The sequence below is a fragment of the Brachyspira pilosicoli genome (assembly GCF_036997485.1).
Classification (GTDB): Bacteria; Spirochaetota; Brachyspiria; order Brachyspirales; family Brachyspiraceae; genus Brachyspira; species Brachyspira pilosicoli_C.
Genome location: NZ_JAWLPU010000005.1, coordinates 1 through 18,510, shown reverse-complemented (window position 1 = coordinate 18,510; position 18,510 = coordinate 1). Strand labels below are relative to the sequence as shown.

At 26.5% G+C, this 18,510-nt stretch carries 11 protein-coding genes and 1 pseudogene; 1 reads left to right on the top strand and 11 read right to left on the bottom strand.

Features of this window, described 5'->3' with window-relative positions; genetic code table 11:
* The 6 genes from R4I97_RS11590 to rpmH form a co-directional block, all read right to left on the bottom strand.
* Positions 1-447, bottom strand: coding sequence for a hypothetical protein (locus R4I97_RS11590; RefSeq protein WP_335785196.1), 447 nt, complete (start codon positions 445-447; stop codon positions 1-3).
* Between the two features lie 129 nt (positions 448-576).
* Entirely contained in the window at positions 577-1,281 is a 705-nt protein-coding gene (jag, locus tag R4I97_RS11585; RefSeq protein ID WP_335785195.1) for an RNA-binding cell elongation regulator Jag/EloR, read from the bottom strand.
* 27 nt (positions 1,282-1,308) lie between these two features.
* Positions 1,309-3,156, bottom strand: a complete 1,848-nt coding sequence (yidC, locus tag R4I97_RS11580) for a membrane protein insertase YidC (RefSeq protein WP_335785194.1) — start codon at positions 3,154-3,156, stop codon at positions 1,309-1,311.
* A gap of 26 nt (positions 3,157-3,182) precedes the next feature.
* Positions 3,183-3,395 carry a membrane protein insertion efficiency factor YidD gene (gene yidD / locus R4I97_RS11575; protein WP_295296323.1) on the bottom strand — a complete coding sequence of 71 codons (213 nt, stop codon included), beginning with the start codon at positions 3,393-3,395 and terminating at the stop codon, positions 3,183-3,185.
* Positions 3,396-3,410: 15 nt separating this feature from the next.
* Positions 3,411-3,821 carry a ribonuclease P protein component gene (gene rnpA / locus R4I97_RS11570; RefSeq protein WP_335785193.1) on the bottom strand — a complete coding sequence of 137 codons (411 nt, stop codon included), beginning with the start codon at positions 3,819-3,821 and terminating at the stop codon, positions 3,411-3,413.
* Positions 3,814-3,957 (bottom strand): 50S ribosomal protein L34, encoded by a 144-nt coding sequence (gene rpmH, locus R4I97_RS11565; protein WP_014933193.1) that lies wholly within the window; start codon positions 3,955-3,957, stop codon positions 3,814-3,816. The genes rnpA and rpmH overlap by 8 nt, the downstream gene beginning before the upstream one ends.
* Positions 3,958-4,204: 247 nt before the next feature.
* Here rpmH and R4I97_RS11560 point away from each other — a divergent pair, with 247 nt between their 5' ends.
* Positions 4,205-4,765: a DUF4416 family protein gene (locus R4I97_RS11560; protein ID WP_335785192.1), complete on the top strand. Its 561-nt coding sequence runs from the start codon at positions 4,205-4,207 to the stop codon at positions 4,763-4,765.
* On the opposite strand, the gene R4I97_RS11555 is transcribed toward R4I97_RS11560, so the two are convergent.
* From R4I97_RS11555 to R4I97_RS11535, 5 genes and pseudogenes are all read right to left on the bottom strand, one after another.
* Entirely contained in the window at positions 4,762-7,017 is a 2,256-nt protein-coding gene (locus tag R4I97_RS11555) for a methyl-accepting chemotaxis protein (protein WP_335785191.1), read from the bottom strand. The two genes, R4I97_RS11560 and R4I97_RS11555, sit on opposite strands and share 4 nt — an antisense overlap.
* A gap of 75 nt (positions 7,018-7,092) precedes the next feature.
* Entirely contained in the window at positions 7,093-8,490 is a 1,398-nt protein-coding gene (gene murD, locus R4I97_RS11550) for a UDP-N-acetylmuramoyl-L-alanine--D-glutamate ligase (protein WP_335785190.1), read from the bottom strand.
* Positions 8,491-8,624: 134 nt separating this feature from the next.
* Positions 8,625-9,023 (bottom strand): copper homeostasis protein, encoded by a 399-nt coding sequence (locus tag R4I97_RS11545; RefSeq protein WP_335785189.1) that lies wholly within the window; start codon positions 9,021-9,023, stop codon positions 8,625-8,627.
* A gap of 88 nt (positions 9,024-9,111) precedes the next feature.
* Entirely contained in the window at positions 9,112-10,161 is a 1,050-nt protein-coding gene (locus R4I97_RS11540; protein ID WP_335785188.1) for a GTP-binding protein, read from the bottom strand.
* A gap of 464 nt (positions 10,162-10,625) precedes the next feature.
* Positions 10,626-18,476, bottom strand: a pseudogene (locus tag R4I97_RS11535) (SpiroCoCo family coiled-coil protein); the annotation flags it as partial.
* Positions 18,477-18,510: the final 34 nt, after the last annotated feature.

Genomic DNA, 18,510 nt, shown 5'->3' with positions numbered 1-18,510 from the left:
TTACTTTTTATTACATACAAAAGTTTTTCCAACAAGAGTGGGATATAATATATTCTTTGTAAACTTAATTGTAAGAGATGAAGCGTCTTCAGAAAAACTTAAAGAACCTTCTATAAATTTTTGATTTGATTTAGGTATAGAAAAAGTATACTCTAATCCCTTTCCTTCAACATCTGAATATAATAAGTAATCTGGCTCTAATGCATTATCACTACTAATAGAAGTTGATAATTTATTATATTTTATAGATACCCATAAATATGCATTTTTTAAATTAGCATCAACACTTGAAGCATCAAAACTATCAATAGAAACATAACTTCTTTTATTAAATTGCTCTAAGCCTTTTGAATAATCAACACTAAATACATCATTACCAGTCTTATCTTTGTTGGAGCAGCCAATCAATAAAATAACAAAAATAAAGTATAATAATTTTTTTATCATTTTATGACACTCTAATAAATAGTTTACTAATAATATAACAATTTTTAATATTTTTTACAACATAAATAAAAAGGCCGCATTTTATTTATGCAGCCTAAATTTTTATTATTATATAAAAACTTATCTTAATTATCTATTTCTATAATAAGGTTTATTGTATCCGCCTTTATCATTATATCTTTTATTATTATATCCGCCTTTCTTTTTAGAATAAACCCTCACACTTCTATATGGCGGCTCTCCATCGCTTTTAGTTTCCACATCTTGATCATTTTGTAATTCTAAGTGTATGATTCTTCTTTCATAAGGAGACATAGGTTCAAGGGCAACTGTTCTTCTAGTTCTTTTAGCCTGTTGTGCAGCTTGACGAGCCATGTGTTTTAAAGTCTCTTCACGTCTGTCTCTATATCCATCAACATCTAATATAATATGTCTTTCATTATCATCACCAAATTTTTTAGAAGCTATTAATGATATTATAAACTGCAAAGCTTCTAAAGTATTTCCTTTCTTGCCAATTAAAACTCCAGAATCTTCCGTAGAAATATCTATATATATTCTTTTTTCTGTTTCCTCTTTTACAGTTACTTCTGCATTAATACCCATATATTTTAACACAGTAGACATGATTTCTTGAAACTCGTTCAAATCATTAGCCAATTCTTCATAATAAACTCTTATAATAGTAGGTAAATCTTCTCCCAATCCAAGAATACTTCTTTTACCTTTGTCTATTACTTCTACTCTAACTTGATCCTCTGTAAGATTAAGTTCAGCAAGAGCATTATTAATAGCGTCCCTCTCAGATTTACCACTAAACTCTTTTACTAACATAATTTCCTCCTTAAAAAAAGAATAAATCTATTTTCTTTTCTTTTTTGCATTTCTTTTTTTAGTATATTTATCTTCAATAACCGTTTCATTATTAGAATCATTTTTATTTAAAAGTTTTGAAGTTATAAACTGCTGGATAACTCCAAAAATATTTTGTGCTGTCCAATATAAAGCCAAACCACTCGCAAAGTTGTAAAACATAAGAAGCATCATAAGTGGGAATATAGTTGTCATCATCTTCATCTGCATAGCAGCCTGACCAGAAGCACCCGCAGAAGAAGAAGGCTGTATCTTCATACTAACATAACTTGTAATGGCCATAAGTATAGGGAATAAATTAAAATTAAAACCGCCTAAAATAGGTATAGCTGCTGGAAATACAAATAATTTATCTGGAGAAGACAAATCTGTAATCCATAAGAATGGAGTGTTTCTAAGCTCTACCATAGACTGCATCAAATAGAAAAATGCTATAAGAAGCGGGAAAGGTAAAAGCATAGGCAAACATCCGCCTAAAGGATTAATTTTCTCTTTTTTATAAATATTCATTATTTCAGCATTAAGCTTTTCAGGATTATCTTTATACTGTTCTCTGATACGCTCTATTTTAGGATTAACCAGCTGCATTTTTCTCATAGATTTATATGAAGCATGGTTAAGCGGATAAGTAACAATTTTAAATAGCAAAGTAAATAAGATTATTGCCCAAGCATAGCTTTTAGTAAAACCATACAAAGCATTCAAAATAATATCTAATATATATGTTAAAGGCCTTAAATTAAGTCCTAAGAAAGATTCTTGAAATATAGACTCATAAGATTCATCAAGATAATACTTAGAGAATATTCTCCTCACTTTTGGCCCTATATAAACAGAATAAGAATCCATAACAGAAGAACCAGACTTTATACTATGTTCAGATATTAAATTAGCAACATGAAAATCATTTCTATATTCATTAGTAACAGGCTTAGAAAAAGTCATAGTCTCAAATTTAGCATTAGACTGCGCAGGGCTAGAAATAATAGCAAAATATCTGTTATTCAAAGCAACCCACTTATCCTGTCCCTCATAAATATTATATCTGAGATTATTAGTTTTAGAGCCTCCCCCAAAACCAAATAGTTTTGAGAATATATTTTCTTTAACTATATCACCAGTAAGAAGAACCTTAGATTTACCATTTCCCTTTATTAAATATTGCGCCTTTGTAGCATCTTCTCTCACGGAATTTTTATCAGTCCTATAAGGTCCAATACCAGTACCCAAGAAATAAGAGTAATACATAGATAAATCTTTATCACTAAGATTTTCTATAGTTACAGTATTTGTTAATTGATAAGGGTCTTCTCCAAAAGCAAAAGTCTTTTTTATTCTTATAGGATTACCCTCTATTGCTGCATCTGCTATATAACTAATAGTATTATTTTCTTTTACAGAATAATAATTAAAAATATTAGGTAAAGCTATAGAGTTTGATAGGTTTTGAAAAGTTAAAGTAAAAGGATATATACCCTCATAAACTTGTTCTACCATATCAACTATCTCATTTGTTATTTCAGAATCTTGTTTATAATAATTTTTAAGCTTATAGGAAAATAAAGAACCATTTTTGAATGTAGCTATAACATAATCATTCTCTAATGTTTGAGTAGTATCATTAGTAGCTAATACATTAGTTGTATAATCAATTTTTTGTATTTCTGAAGTATTTAATAATACATTTTGGTTTTCAATATTATTTTGATTTGCAGCATTAGTTTGTATATTTTGATTTGGTATAGGTTTCATTGTTTTAGCCTGATAGAACATATATGCAAACAAGATTACTCCTGAAAGCGCAACGGCTAAAACCATTCTCTTGTTGTTACTCATAAAACAAAAAAGCTCCTTAAAAATAATTATGGAACAGGATCATATATTTTTTTAGCAAGCGGATTACATCTAAGTACTCTTGCTATAGCGAGAAAACTGCCTTTAAAAGCACCATATTTAATAACAGCCTCTTTGGCATATTCAGAACAAGAAGGGATATACCTGCAAGAAGGCCTAAGATATGGTGATATTGCTTTTTGATATATAAAAATTAAAAACAATAATATTTTCTTAAGCATAAAAAACTAAATCCACTAAATCCTATAAAACAACTTCATTAACTCTTTTTTATAATCCAAAAATGAACGGGAAATATATCTATTGATAATAATAAAATAATCATAGCCTACAGGTATATTATTTTTTTCTATTCTGTAGATTTCTTTAACAATTCTTTTCGCTCTATTTCTTTTTACAGCATTAGCTTTATTTTTTTTTATTGTTACAACAAACCTAGAATAAGAACGATTATTTTGCATAGCAAGTATAGTAAAAAAATAATTACTATACTTAAGCAAATTAGAATTATCATTTTTTTTAAAAAAGCAAATTATATCTTTTTTACTTTTAAGTTTTTCTTTACGATATAATTTAAATGATACTCTATCAATTTTTTCCCGATCATTAATTAGATTAGAATTATCATTTAATGATTGATTACTCATCGGCAGAAGTTAAACGATATCTACCTTTTCTTCTTCTACGTTTTAACACATCTCTACCGTGTTTTGTTGCCATACGTTTAAAAAAACCAAATTTCCTAGCACGACGCAACTTACTTGGCTGATAAGTACGTTTCATTTTGTCTCCTTCAAAACATTATATTTATATTAATTTATTAAGTTAATAGCAATTTAAATTATAATGCTTAAATATACTTTATAATTATTTTTTTGTCAAGCATAAAAATATTTATCATAATACAATAAAATATGTAATTATATTAAGTTGTATCTTATTTAAAATATAAAACAACGCACTTTATATATTTACTAAATTACATTCATAAGCTATTGAATATAAAATTAAATTAATATATTATATTGTAATGAGTAAATCTATTAAACAATCAAAAGCGGTTCTAATTATTGCTTTAATGTATAGTGAATCTGAAATATATAATAATACTTTAATTGAATTAATAAATAATTTTGGAAATACTAAGATAATTGGAGAAGAATATTTATTTTCTCATTCTCATTATTATGCTGATGAGATGGGGGAAGATTTAAAAAAAAGATTTATAGTATTTGAAAATATGATAGAGAGAGATTATATAGTAGAAGTAAAAAAAACAACTGATGAAATAGAAAAAAAATATTTAGACATTAATAATAACAGAAAAATAAATATAGACCCCGCAATACTTACTTTAGAAAACTTTGTATTAGTAACAAACAAAAACTTCACTCATAGAATATATTTAAAAGATGGCGTATTTGCAGATTTAACTCTAATATACAAAAAGAAAAAAGGCTATACTGAACTTCCTTGGACTTATGCTGACTATTCAAGCGATGAAACAAAAAGCTTTTTAAAAAAAATAAGAGAGCTATTCTATAATAAATTAATAGAAAGCTCTCCATTCGGTTCAAACTGGAATAATTAATAATCTTTAATATTAGCAGTTTTTACAAATTCCTTATCCCAAACGCCAATATGCTCTATTAAAATTTTTCCTAAAAGACCAGAAAAATTTTCTGCAATCTTTCTCCAATTAGAACTAGTTTTGAATGCTTCATATTCTTCATTAATAGCTTTAATAAACTTTTTATGTTCCTCAAAATGTTCTTTTATTTTTGGATAATTCTCTTTATTTTGCATTTGTATTTTTTGCTCTTCAGAGAAGTGATATTTAGTATAATCTATAGCACCTCTAAATGCTTCATCAACCTCATTTTTATCATTATTGTATAAAGCATGATGTACTTTATTAGCGTAATCTATAATCTGTTTGTGCTGCTCATCTATTACTTTATTATATGTGTAATATTCATTAGTCCATTCTAATTTACGAGGACCAACTTTAAAAAAGCTCATGGCATTAAATAGCTCTTCCATTTGTTTTTCAAGTTCCTGAGAAGATTCCTGCATAGAATACACTAAACTAGTATTTTCTTGTGTCTTAGAATCTATATTCATAACAGCATTATTTATATTATTAATACCAACCATCTGTTCATTTGTAGTATTAACCATATCTTCTATTACTTTTGTTGTTTCATTTATTTTATTTTCTATATCAGAAAATAATTCTCTCGAAGTATTAGCAGAATTAGTTGCATTTTTTACTTTTTCATTGCTGCCGTTAATAAAAGAAGTGATATTATTAACAGAGCTTTGTGTAGTTTGTGCCAAATTCCTTACCTCAGAAGCTACAACTGCAAATCCGCGTCCCTGCTCTCCAGCACGTGCTGCCTCTACAGAAGCATTCAAAGCAAGTATATTAGTTTGAAAGGCAATATCCTCTATAAACTTTACTAAGCCGCTAATCTTATTACTATATTCAAAAGCCTCCTCCGTATTTTTAGCAGTTTCTGATATGATATTTCCAGCTTTCTCTATAGCATCTTTAGATTCTATCATCATCTTATTAATTAAATTAGCATTCTCTACAGATTTTTCTATAGTGCTTGATATCTCTTCTGTAGCTTCTGCTGTTTTGCTTAAAGAGTCTATCTGTTCATTATTTCTATTGTATAAATCTTTGTTGGCATAAGAAAGCGAGTAGGCTGTTTTTTTAGTTAAGTCTATATTTGAATTGGCAGTTTGGATTATTCTTTTCATAGAATTTCTTATATTATCAAAACTTCTTATTAAATAACCTATCTCATCTTTTCTATTTAAATATTTATCAGCTATATTAAAAGTTAAATCTCCATCAGATATAATACTTGCAACCCTCAATGCCTCATTAACATAAGAAATAAGTCTCTTAGTAAATAAAATAGCAAAAGCAACCAAAACGCCTATAACAATAATAGCAGTTATTATAACATACCAAATCATATTTTTAGAAGGAGCATACAACTCACTTTTAGACATAGAAACTATAATATACCAATTAGTATTTTTTATATTATGAAATGACATATAATATACTTCTTCAGAATCCTTATAAGTAATAATTCCGTTTTTATCTTTTATCACTGTTTCATAAGGAGGATAATTATCTGTAGTTAATATTTTGTTTTTGTCTTTATGAGCTAATATCTTTTTATTTTTATCTATAATAACGATTTGACCAGAATTACCTATGCTAAAATTACTAATAAATCTATCAACAAAATCTCCCCAATTTACATTACCCACTAATACACCTATTAAATTGCCATTATTATCTTTTATACCATGCCATAATCTATAAGTTGGAAGTCCTGTCATTATAGATTTTTCTATACTGCTTTCTCCTCCTGAATTATATCCAGAAGCTTCAAACATCTTCCAATCATCATTTCCTTTATTAATTGATACTCCTAATAAACTTCCGCCAGAAGAATCTAAAATTGCATTACCTGCTGTATCTACAATAATAAAATTCAAAAAAGAATTTTTGCTGTCTGCAAAAGATTTTAAAGCCTCTTCAGCATTTAATCTTAAAACAGTATCATTTGTATTTTGAAGAAAATTAATAACATCATTATTTTTAGAAAAATTCATCATAGAATTATTATTATCTTCAAACCATAAATCAACAAGCTTATTATAAGACAAAACATTTGATTCAAGCCCATTTCTAACTATAACATCCATCGCCTTTGACGATATAATAGAAACCACGATAATACTAGATATAGTAGCAATTATAACAGAAACTGTAACTATAAAAGGTATCTTAAAAATTAGTTTATGTACATTCATCTATTATTACCTCTAAAAAATTATTTTTTTAAAATCATGTTTTTTTAAATTTAATAAAAATTATCAAAAAGTATTCTATCTATTAACCAAACTTTTAAAATATTCTCCGCGTTCTTCATAATTTTTAAAACTATCAAAACTTGCACAACCTGGAGAAAGCAGAACAGTATCTCCATTTACAGCTATTTTCTTTGCATAATTAAACGCTTCTGTAAAATCTTTTATAATAACTTTATTAGAGACTTCTATCATTTTGTTTAAATCCTCAGATGCCTCCCCAGTAAGAATAAGCTTTTTGACTCTCTCTTCTATAATCGACTTTAAAGGCTTAAAATCTATACCCTTATTTCTTCCCCCCATAATAAGTATAATATTTTTATCAAACGCTTTTAAAGCACTCATAACAGCACTCATAGATGTTGCCTTAGAATCATTGATATATCTTACCCCATCAATCTCTTTTACAAACTCTAATCTATGCTCTATACTTTTGAAATTATTAACAGCTCTATCTATATATTCTATAGGTATATTATCTTTTATACATGCCAAAACAGAAGCTAAAATATTTTCTATATTATGCATTCCAAGAAGTCTTCTTTTAGCTATAGAAAATAATTTTTCACCATTATAATATAAACATTCATCTTCACTATTATAATATAAATTAGCTTTTTTTAATTTAGTAGAAAAAGTTAATACATTAAAATGCGTATCTTTTGTTTTTATAAGCTCATTATAATATCTATTAGTGTAATAATTATCATAATTTAAAATTAAAAAATCGTTGCTATTTTGATTTTTAGTAATATTTTTTTTAGCATTAAAATAATCTTCTATACTGTCATACCTATCTAAATGGTCTTCAGCTATATTAAGTATAACAGAAATATGAGAGTGAAAATTATGAATTGTTTCCAACTGAAAACTTGAAAGCTCTAATACTATATCTTCATCTTTTTCTATACTTTCAACCTCTTTAGAAAAAGTATTTCCAACATTACCTAATAATCTTGCCTTTTTATAGGAACTTATAATACTATAAATTAAATTAACTGTAGTAGTTTTACCATCTGTGCCTGTTACTGATATGTAATTTCTATCTGGAATTAAATTATAAGCAAACTCTATCTCCCCTATAACCTTTATATTTCTTTTTTTAGCTTCTTTTACTATATCTATACTTTGAGGAACTCCTGGTGAAATTATTATCAATGTAATATCTTTTAAAACATTAATATCCTGTTTTCCAAAGTATAATTTTGCATTTTTATCTTTTAATGCCTCTATACTTAGCTTTAATTCTTCCTTTGTTTTACTATCACTTAAAGCATACTCAATATTAATATCATTATTACAATTTATATCATATAAAACATTAGCAATACTCACACCGCTTCTCAATGTAGCTCCAAGTATTAATATATTTTGTTTTTCTAAATAGTTTATATATTCTCTATTAAGCATTTTCATTCCATAAAATATTTTCTTTATATTATAACAAAAAGAGTAATAAATTTAAATATACATATAAAAAATGCTAACTTATGTGTAATTCATAAGTTAGCATTAATTCTTCTACATAAACAAAAAAATTAGCATCAAAATCATTCAGTAAATAAAGGTGCTGTTTTATTAGTATCAAAACCTATAATCTTTGTAACTATTAAATATTTATTAGTAGTACCTTCTTCCATACCAGGTCTATCTTCCAAATAACCTTCTACTTTAAGATTAACTTTAGTAGGCTCAGTAAAATTAAAAGCAGTATATTCTCTCTCTAAATTAATATACTCTCCTTCCATAGCTACAGGATAATTTTTCATCTCTGCATAGTTGCTAAATATAGCAGAGTCAGCATAATAAACAAAATCTCCTTCAAAAGCAGTAGTATTTGAAGTTAATTGAGTTTCATTTGGCATAGCAGCATTTTCATTATTTTCTGTTTTGTTAGAACAAGAAATAGCAGCAATAAATACTATAAACAACAAAAATATTCTTTTCATTTTTTTATCCTTTTTATATAATTGTATTAATTCTAACATAAATATTTTTTTATTACAAATTATTTATAAAAAGCATTATTTTTACGCTTTAATGATGATGGTGCTCTTCATCATAATGATAGCATTTTTCGTCATGACAACGCTCTTCACTATGACAGCACTCTCCGTCATGGTGATGATGTTCTTCATGATGATTATCTTCTTTTCTTTTTATGTTATCTCTATAAACAGGCTGAAATATTTCTCTAAGCAAACTTCTATTTAAATCTTTTCCTATAAACACTATTTCAAGTTCATCATCTTCGCTAGCACCTGTAACAGCATATCTATCCCCCACAACATCATATCTTAAAACAGCTTCCCCGCATTTTATAAAACCCTTAGAACGAGCCACATATCCAAACCTTCCATGTATAATGTCTTCAATGAGCAGCATAAACTCACCCTCACTTCCCACACTGCAGCCTTTCATACTTATAGAATCAGGCATATATTCTTCTGTATTTTTATTTAAAGATTCTTTTAAAGCATATTTCTCATCTAAAAAGTTTTTTAATATAGCCTCCCAAAAATCTTTATCCTTATTAGAATAATGCTCAGAAATTATATCAATATCCCTATCATTTTTTTTCAATATATTTTTAATTTTCTCTACAAGCTCTTCATTGTCCTCTTTATCCTTACTCTCCATTTTTGATACGATAATCTTTGAAGTGTTTATAAGCTGATCAATATAAATATCATCATAAGAAGAAATAAAAGAATCAAAAGCATTTCCGTCTATTATAGTGATTGGCTTTAATAATGTAATCCTATCATATTCAATTTGTTTTATATTTTTTATTATGTTACTAAGCTTTGCAACACCAGTAGGCTCAACTATTAAATATTCAGGGTCCAAAGAATTAGCAATAGTAAGTATTGAAGAAGCAAAATCTTTTTTCATAGTACAGCATACACAGCCCTCGGTAAGTTCCCATATATTCATCCCCTCATCTTTAAGCACATTAGAATCAATGTCAACATCACCATATTCATTTTCCATTATCACAAAATCTCTTTTAGTCTTTTTAGCCATCTCTTTAATAAGAGTAGTTTTACCAGCTCCCAAAAATCCAGACACTATGAGTATTTTCATTTTATTTCCTTAATTTTAATTTACTAATTTTTTAACTTTTATATTAAAATCAATACTTGGATTATAAACAAATTTACTATTATTTCAAATAGTTTTTTAATATCTCTTATATAAAGCTAATTTTTTTAAATTTTAAAATCTGATTCACCGCACGCTGAACAAAATAAAAAACATAAATTAATTTTAGATACAATTTTTAATAATACTATAAAATTTATTTAACGTGCGGAAAATAAGTTTTTAACCTAATTAGAACTTGGGCGGGCGTGCTTTTTTAATTAAGGCATTATAAAAAATATAAATAAAAAATTTTATATGATACAACAAATTTAATGGGGTGGGTATTAAAATAAATTCAAAACTCATTAATAACAATACCCAATAAACTAATAAGTCTATAACTAAATTGCTTTAGCTATAGACTTATTATTTATATACTATATTTTACCAGATCTCTTATTTAATTAATATCCCCTTGCTGATTCATCTTTCCATTTTTTTATCACTCTCTCAACCTCATCTCTGTCATAAGAAGTATTCTTTACTATCTCATCATATTTCCAACCCTGCTTATACATATTAATAATAATGTTTTCTTTCTTATCATTAATCTTAGTAGTAGTTTTAGCTCTCTTAGTTAAACTCTTACCCGCATCATTAACATACTTCTCAGCGTTATCCAATAGAGTCTCTAAATAACGAACAAAATATTCAGCTCTCTCAAGATTTTTTACTATATTGTTATCATAATCCTCATACTGCTTCTTCATATATTTTAAATTCTCTCTCTGATTCTGTATCTCTTCTATAATAACATTAAGCTCTTCCAACTTGCTAAAGAACTTCTGAACTTTTTCGTCATTCTTATCTATCTTAGCTATATCTCTCTCTAAAGCAAACATCTTATCAGAAAACTCTCTTCTAGTATCTTCTATATCAAGCATAGCTGATTTTATAGTATCAATTTTTTGTAATATATCATCAGATTCATTATCAGCTATATTAACTTTTTCTAATATAGTATTAGCCTGCTCTTCTTTATCATTAATAATAGAAAGTTTATTTTCTATCTGAGAAGCTATATCAATAACAACTTTTATACCCTCTTGAGTATTTTCTATCATAGAGTTACTTTCTGCTATTTGCATGAACTTATTTTGCACCTCTTCAGACATCTCTACAAGCATATCTACTTTCTCTTTTGTGTCCTTCAAGCTCTCTTTTTCTTTTCTAATAATATCAGCATATTCTAATATAGTATCATGCATATTTTTTAGCTCGCCAAACTCAGACATAGTTTTATTCATATCATAAACTGTATTTTTAGTATCATTAACTAAAACGTCCAATTTAGCAACATCATCTTTAATAAAATGTGCCATCTCTTCTGCTTTATCAAATACTTTTACAGTATCCATATATTTATTTATGTCTTTAGCTATATTTTCTATCTGTATCTTTAATGTTTCATACTCACTGTTTATATCATAAGTTTTATCATCAAGCATCTTATCTATAGAATTAACCACATCATTTAATTTCTCAGTTAAGTTATCAGTTCTTGAATCTAAATCTTTGAGTATAACATTAGTTTTATCTTCATACTTCAAATTGATATCTTCCAATCTCGCATCTATCTCACTAGAATACTTAGCTATATCCTCCTCTAAAGCAGACATAATATTTTTCATACCTGCAAGTCTCTCATCATAAACATCTAAATTTGAAGACTGAACTTTTAATATCTCTTCTTTAGCATTCTGTACATACTCTTTAGCATCATTCATAAGCAGTGATAAAGTCTGCTCCATATTAGAGTTAAGTCTAGCTATATATTTATCATATTTATCATTAGCAGATTGTTCTATATTAGCAACTCCCTCTTCAATAATGCTATTAGCCTCATTTATTCTCTCATTTACAGCATCAGATATAGACTCTCTCAATTCTAACAATGAAATAGAAATATCTTCATACTGAGTTCTCAATTCATCAAATTGAGTATTCTTGTCTTCTAAAAGCTCATTTATTCTATTAGTAACATTCTCTATTATAGAATCGAATTCCTCAACTTTATTGTCTAAAGAAGTTTTAGCATTAGAAGAAAGCTCTTCAAGTCTGTCTTTAAACTTATTGCCCTCTTCTTCTATATCTTTAGAATACAACTCAATTTTACTTTGCAACTCCAATGCCTTCTCTTCAACTATAGTTTGAAGTTTTTCTATAGAAGGAGAGAACTCATTTTGTAAGTTATTCATCTTCTCTTCTACATCTCTTAACTTATCTTTATTATCTTCTAAAGATTTATTAAACTCTTCTTTAGCACTAACAGCATTTTGTAAATCTTCTAAAAGAGTGTCAATAGAAGAATGCATACTCTCTTTTGTTGACTCTAACTCACTATAAAGTGAATTAATCTTATCCTGCCATTCTTTATAAGTATTTTCAAATAAAGCTACAATATCTTCTTTGCTTCTTTCCTGTCTGTCAGTATAATACTTTTCTGTTTCAAGATACATATCTTTTAATTTTGTAACTTCTTCCTCATGCATAGCTTTTACTTCTTCTATGCTTCTGTTAGTTTCATTATTAAACTTGTTTCTTAATTCACTTAAAAGCTCATCTTGATAAGAAGACATATTATCTCTTAACTCTTTAGTAGTATCATCTAACTTAGCATTCATCAATTTGAAAGTTTCATCTATCTTTTCACCAATAGTTAACTCTACCTCATCTATAGCCTGTTTAACATCATTGAATCTCTCAAACTTCTTCATCTCATTATTAACAAACTCATTTACAATTTTCATTATATGAGGAGTTAAATCATTAGTTTCTTTTAATATACTCTCATTAAATGAAGCAAGTAAATTATTAACAGCCTCTTTAGATTTATCTAAATGCTCATTATTTTCATTAATAATTTTCTCTTCCATAGAAGATATATATTCTTCAACTTCTCTTATCTTTATATTAAATTCTAATTCTTTCTCAGCTATTCTTTGAGAAGCATTATCTGAAGCCTCAATAACAGCAGATGTTAAGCTGTCAATCTTATTGTTTATATTAACATCGCTATTTTTTACCATCTCTATTAAAGCTTCTCTCTCTTTGCGTACATTTTCTATGTCTTGAGATATTAATTTTTGAGATTGACTTAATAATCTTATCTCATTTTCCTGCTCTTTCAAATTAACTTTAATAGTATCAACTATAGCATCTATTTCATTTTGAGCATTATCTATTCTCTCTATTATAGATTTTACTTTTTCATTTTCTATATCATCTATATGTTTCTTAACTTTTTCAACATTGCCAGTAATATCTAATAATATATGAGAAGCACTCTCTTTAATATTATCAACTTCAGCCTCTATAGCATCTCTGTAAAACTCTTTGATTTTTTCTGGCTCTGAATAAGCATCTTCAAAATGTTCTATTCTTGCTTCTATACGTTTTCTGAAAGCTTCATTAGACTCTTCAAATACTTTGATAATATCATCTCTCAACTCTTCTGTCATATATTTGAAATCAGCTTCTATAGAATCACCTTTAAAGTTTTCAAGTACATCTAATATCTCTTTTTTCTGTTCATCTATTAAAGAAATAGCATCATCTTTGCTTATTAAATCTAAAGAAACTTTTTTGTTTAGCTCATCTATATTATCAATAATGCTCATTTTCTCATCATTTAAAACTTTCATAGCCTCATCTTGTTCTCTTATAAGCTCTAATATAGATTTTCTAAAATTAATAAACTCATTAATTAGTCTATTTCTATCGCTTTCCATACTATTTATAGCATCATCAGAATATAAAGTACCTGTTTCATACTTTAATCTAATATCCTCTACCTCTAAAGCAATTCTCTCTCTCTCTTGTAATAAACTATTAGCTAATTCCTCTATAAAAGAAAGTTTATTAGCAAACTCATCTCTAAAGTTAGAAATATCATTTATCATGTTATCTCTATAATTATTAATATTGCCAACTACTTCTTCTTGAAGCATAGCAAAATTATTTTTTATATCAGCCTTTTGCTTTTCAGCAATATCTTCAAAATAGTTATTATCTTGAAGTTTAGATTCTATATCATCTTTTAATGAAGCAAACTCTTCTCTCAAAGACATCTTCTCTTCAACAAATATATTACTTATATCTTCTAAACTTGGAATATCTTTAAGCATAGACTCTTTTAAATCAGATAATTTATTTTCAAAATTAACTTGTTCTTTTGATAAAATCTCAGCTATAACATCTGTAGGAGAATAATTTTCTTCTAAGTCTTTTCTAAATTCTTCTATAGTTTTATTAATATTAGCTATCTCTTCATCAAATAATTTTGACACATAATCTTTATCTGAAATATTTGAAGATAATTTTTCTTTTGTATCATCTATAGAAGAAGCAATATTACCTTTATATTCAGACATAAGCTCTTCAAATTTATCTAAAGAAACAGAATTATCTTTTAATCCCTCAATCTCTTTTCTTATTTCAGTTAAAGCATAATGTAAATTAGCTTTTTCCTTATCAAGCATATCGTTAAAGTTTTTCAAATATTCATCTTTGAAAGCTTCTATCTTATCAGCATTAGACATATATTCTACTCTAACAGCAGATTTAAAATTATCTAATTCTTCTATAAATTTATTTTTCTCCTCTTCAAACATCTCAGCAAAGTTTTTGTTTTCTGAATAAGAATCTAACATCTCTTTTCTAAACTCTTCAAACTCATTAGCTCTCTCCTCTTTTTCTGAAACAAATAAATCGCTAAGCTCCTGCATGCTAGGTATTGAAGCAATAATTTCTGTTTTAAACTTAGAGAACTCTTCATTCATCTGAGCATCTTTTTTCTCTATAGTATCATAAACATCTTTCTTAAGCTCATATATTGAATCTAATAATTCTTTCTTGTCTTTAGCAAGTTCATTAGAAAGCTCTAAAGAAGAAATTAAATTATGTTCTATATGTCCGCTATCATTTGACAAACTATTTTTTAGATTATTTATTTTAGTATCAATAGCTTCTTCATAATCATTCAATACTTTATCTAACCTATTTACATATTGAGATATATCATTATTCAAATAATGCTGACTATCTTCTACATCTTTTATTCTATCTTCAAAGGCTTCCATCTTATTTTCAAAAGTAGAAAGCTTGTTATTAAATAACTCTTTTGATTTATTATTAGACTCTTCAAAAGAAATTATCTTGTCTTCTATATCAGATTTTAAATTATTTAGAGCTTTTGATATATTTTCTATCTTTTCATTTGAAGTAAGATTTTCTTTATCTAAGTTTTCTATTATTGAATTTATATTTTCATTAAAGCTCTTTTCAATATTATCTATCTTAGAATTAAACTCTTTAAATGAATCTCTAAATTTAAACTCTAAATCAGATTTAAAATTATCTGCTTTTTCATTTATAAAATCTGAATATAATTCTTTTATTTTCTCTCCATTACCCCAAGAATCTTCAAAGAACTCTATGCGTTTCTCTAATCTGCTTGTAAAATTCAAATTATTATCTTCAATATCAGATAAACCAAGAGCTATATTAGATATCTTTGATTTGTATTCTTCAAGAGTATTGAATATATCATTATTATTAGACTTAAATAGTTCAAAACTCTCCTCTATTTTTCTTAACTCTTCAGATAATTCATCTTTACTGATTGTATTATTCTCATAAGAAGAAATTTTATTTACTAATTCTAATTCTCTGCTATTTATAAAATCATTAATCTTATCCTCTGAACTCTCCATTACTTTAGACATAGCATTATTTATATTTTCATTCAAATCATTTAATGAATCTGTAATAATATTATCTAAAGTCTCTTTGCTTTTTTCAATACTATCCATCTGCTCTTTTAATTTGGAGTCTATTTTAGAAGTATAATCATTTAAATATACATCAATATAGCCTTTATTAGTATCTAACTTAGCATTTTCTATTTCCATTTTCAAGTTATTGCAAAGCTCTTCTAAAGACTTATAATTATTTTCATAAGCACTATTCAATAACTCTCTATAGCTTTCATAGTTAGATATAATATTTTTACCTATATCATCTATATCTTTCATTACAGAAGATGATTCTTCTAATCTATAGCTTTCTATATTTTTGAGTTCATCTTCATATTTGTCTATAGCATCAGTTATCATATTATTAAATCTGTTAATGTCAGAAGTTAATTTGTTTTCTAAATCATTAACTTTATCATTAATAGAGCCTATTCTAGATTCTAATGATTTGTTTAACTCATTTTCTCTATCTTCTATTTGTTCTCTAACAGCATTTACTATATCTTCTACAATAGATTCTTTTCTATCATTTGTGCTATCTATAAATGATTCGATATTATTTTTTGCTTCTTTTAATTGTTCAAGCAAATTATATAAGCTATCATCTTTCCAAATAGATATGCCATTTTCTACTTCATCAATTTGTTCTTTTAAACTTGATATTATCTCATTTTTCAAATTATTTACTTCTGGAGTAATAGCATCTTCATAAAGTTTTAATATTCTGCTTGGATCTGATAAATTATCCTCGAAATAAGAAACTCTATTATTGATATTTTCTTTAAACTCATCATTAAGAGAATTTACTTCATCATATAAAGAATAAAGCTTCTCTTTCTCTTCATCAAAATATTCTTTAGAAACACTATTATCTTCTAATGTATCTATTTTATATTCCAATGAATATTTAAACTCAGATATCTCTTCAAATAATCTGTCTACATCAATTCTTAAATTACCATCAACACCTTCTAAATTATTTTTTAATAAGTAAACTTCATTTTCTAATTCATCAAGCTTATTAAAATCTGCTTTTAGAGAATTAAATGTATCTTGTAATTTTATTCTCTCCTGTTCCAATTCATTTAAAGCATCATTGTTTTTCAAAGCTTCTAATTCAAATTTAAAATTCTCTATTTTATCTAATATGTTATTTTTTTCATCTTCTATTGTATCTTGCATATTAGAAATCATAGTTTCTGAATCAGATACTCTCTCTAATATTTCTTTTGTAAATAAATCAAATGATTCTTCAAATTGATTTTTTAGCTCTTCAAAAATATTTGGAATATCTGTTTTTTCAGATTCTAAAATAGAATTTTTGAAATTAGCAAACTCATCTCTCAATAAAGCTACTTGCTCATCATTTAATATAGAGCTTTCTATATTTGAGAATTTATCTTCATAAGATTTGCCTACAGACTCATATTCTGTTTTAAGTTCTGATATTTTTGAATCTAAATATTCATACAACAATCTTTCTTTTTCATCTACTTTAGACATTTGTTCAGCATAATCATTTAGTCTGCTCTCTACCAAAGATATTCTTTCATTTTGATTAAGAGTATTTTCATTTATTTTGCTTATAGTATCATTTAAATTGCTGTTTAGTTCATCAAAGCTATTTTTTATTATATTGTCTAATTCTTCTTTTGCTTTGTTTAATACATTAAACTTATCTTCTATTTTTGAATCTATATTGTTTAAATATTCTTGTAAATATTCATCAATATAATTCTTATCTGCATTCTCCTCTCTAATACGCTCTATCTCTTCTCTTAAGCTATTTGAATACTCTTCTAAATATTCGTTTACATAATTCTTATCAGATTCTCTGCTCTCTTCTCTTAAAGTATTCAATTCATCTTTTAAACTACTTGAATACTCTTCTAAATACTCATTAATGTAATTTTTATCTGCTTCTGTATTTTCTTCTCTAAGAGCCTCTAACTCATCTTTCAAATTATTTGAATACTCTTCTAACAAGGATACTGAATTATTGTAAACTTCTTCTAAATCTTTTACATAATTCTCATAGCTATTTTTAACTTCTTCACTAATTTTGTTTAGAGTATCAGTGCTTAACTCGGCACTATTAGCTTCTAAACTGCTTATCTCTGATTTATAGTTATTTACAGCTTCATTTAGGCTGTTATAGAAACCTTCTAAGTCTTTACTTATACCATTGCTTATTTTTTCATCTAATGATGATATCTTACTCTCTACACTGCCAACTCTCTCTTCTAACCTATCGTATATAGCTTTCTCTTTTCTTTCTAACTCATTCATCATAGAAGATAATAACTCTTCTTTCTTACTGTCTGTATCTTTTATATAGCTTTCTATAGCAGCTTTTGACTCTTCCAATCTATCATATAGAGCTTTTTCTTTTGACTCTAACTCATTCATCATAGAAGACAATAACTCTTCTTTCTTACTGTCTGTATCTTTTATGTAGTTTTCTATGCTGTTTTTAGCTTCTTCCAATTCTGACAATAATCTATTTATATCGCCTTCTCTGTAATTATCTACA

Bases quoted from the DNA above. Each gene is read 5' to 3' on its own strand.
- R4I97_RS11590 (WP_335785196.1), bottom strand. From the start codon at position 447: ATGATAAAAAAATTATTATACTTTATTTTTGTTATTTTATTGATTGGC.
- jag (WP_335785195.1), bottom strand. From the start codon at position 1,281: ATGTTAGTAAAAGAGTTTAGTGGTAAATCTGAGAGGGACGCTATTAAT.
- yidC (WP_335785194.1), bottom strand. From the start codon at position 3,156: ATGAGTAACAACAAGAGAATGGTTTTAGCCGTTGCGCTTTCAGGAGTA.
- yidD (WP_295296323.1), bottom strand. From the start codon at position 3,395: ATGCTTAAGAAAATATTATTGTTTTTAATTTTTATATATCAAAAAGCA.
- rnpA (WP_335785193.1), bottom strand. From the start codon at position 3,821: ATGAGTAATCAATCATTAAATGATAATTCTAATCTAATTAATGATCGG.
- rpmH (WP_014933193.1), bottom strand. From the start codon at position 3,957: ATGAAACGTACTTATCAGCCAAGTAAGTTGCGTCGTGCTAGGAAATTT.
- R4I97_RS11560 (WP_335785192.1), top strand. From the start codon at position 4,205: ATGAGTAAATCTATTAAACAATCAAAAGCGGTTCTAATTATTGCTTTA.
- R4I97_RS11555 (WP_335785191.1), bottom strand. From the start codon at position 7,017: ATGAATGTACATAAACTAATTTTTAAGATACCTTTTATAGTTACAGTT.
- murD (WP_335785190.1), bottom strand. From the start codon at position 8,490: ATGAAAATGCTTAATAGAGAATATATAAACTATTTAGAAAAACAAAAT.
- R4I97_RS11545 (WP_335785189.1), bottom strand. From the start codon at position 9,023: ATGAAAAGAATATTTTTGTTGTTTATAGTATTTATTGCTGCTATTTCT.
- R4I97_RS11540 (WP_335785188.1), bottom strand. From the start codon at position 10,161: ATGAAAATACTCATAGTGTCTGGATTTTTGGGAGCTGGTAAAACTACT.